This window comes from Aliivibrio sp. S10_S31, from assembly GCF_014694495.1.
Lineage (GTDB): Bacteria > Pseudomonadota > Gammaproteobacteria > Enterobacterales > Vibrionaceae > Aliivibrio > Aliivibrio fischeri.
This window is the reverse complement of record NZ_JAAUWR010000189.1, coordinates 1-210: the sequence shown is the minus strand read 5'-3', so window position 1 is coordinate 210 and position 210 is coordinate 1. Positions and strand designations below refer to the sequence as shown.

Annotated in this window: 1 protein-coding gene; it reads right to left on the bottom strand. The window is 44.8% G+C overall.

What is annotated here, in order from left to right; all coding sequences use genetic code 11:
* Nucleotides 1-210 (bottom strand): porin (locus HC728_RS20090; protein WP_139070515.1); only part of this gene is annotated, 210 nt, incomplete at both ends.

The window sequence follows — 210 nt, the reverse complement described above, 5'->3', positions numbered from 1 at the left end:
CGCACCCATTAATGTTACTTTTTCAAAGCTGTATTTTGCGTTAGCACTTGCGAATGCAGAATCACGAGTCGCTGCACCACCACCGTTCGCATTATCATCACGACCAACAGAAGCTGCAAAAGAGAAACCACCAAACTTAGGAGAATCGTAACGTACTTGGTTTGATTGACGATCGTAGTGACCAGCAATACCACCCCAATCGAATACAGA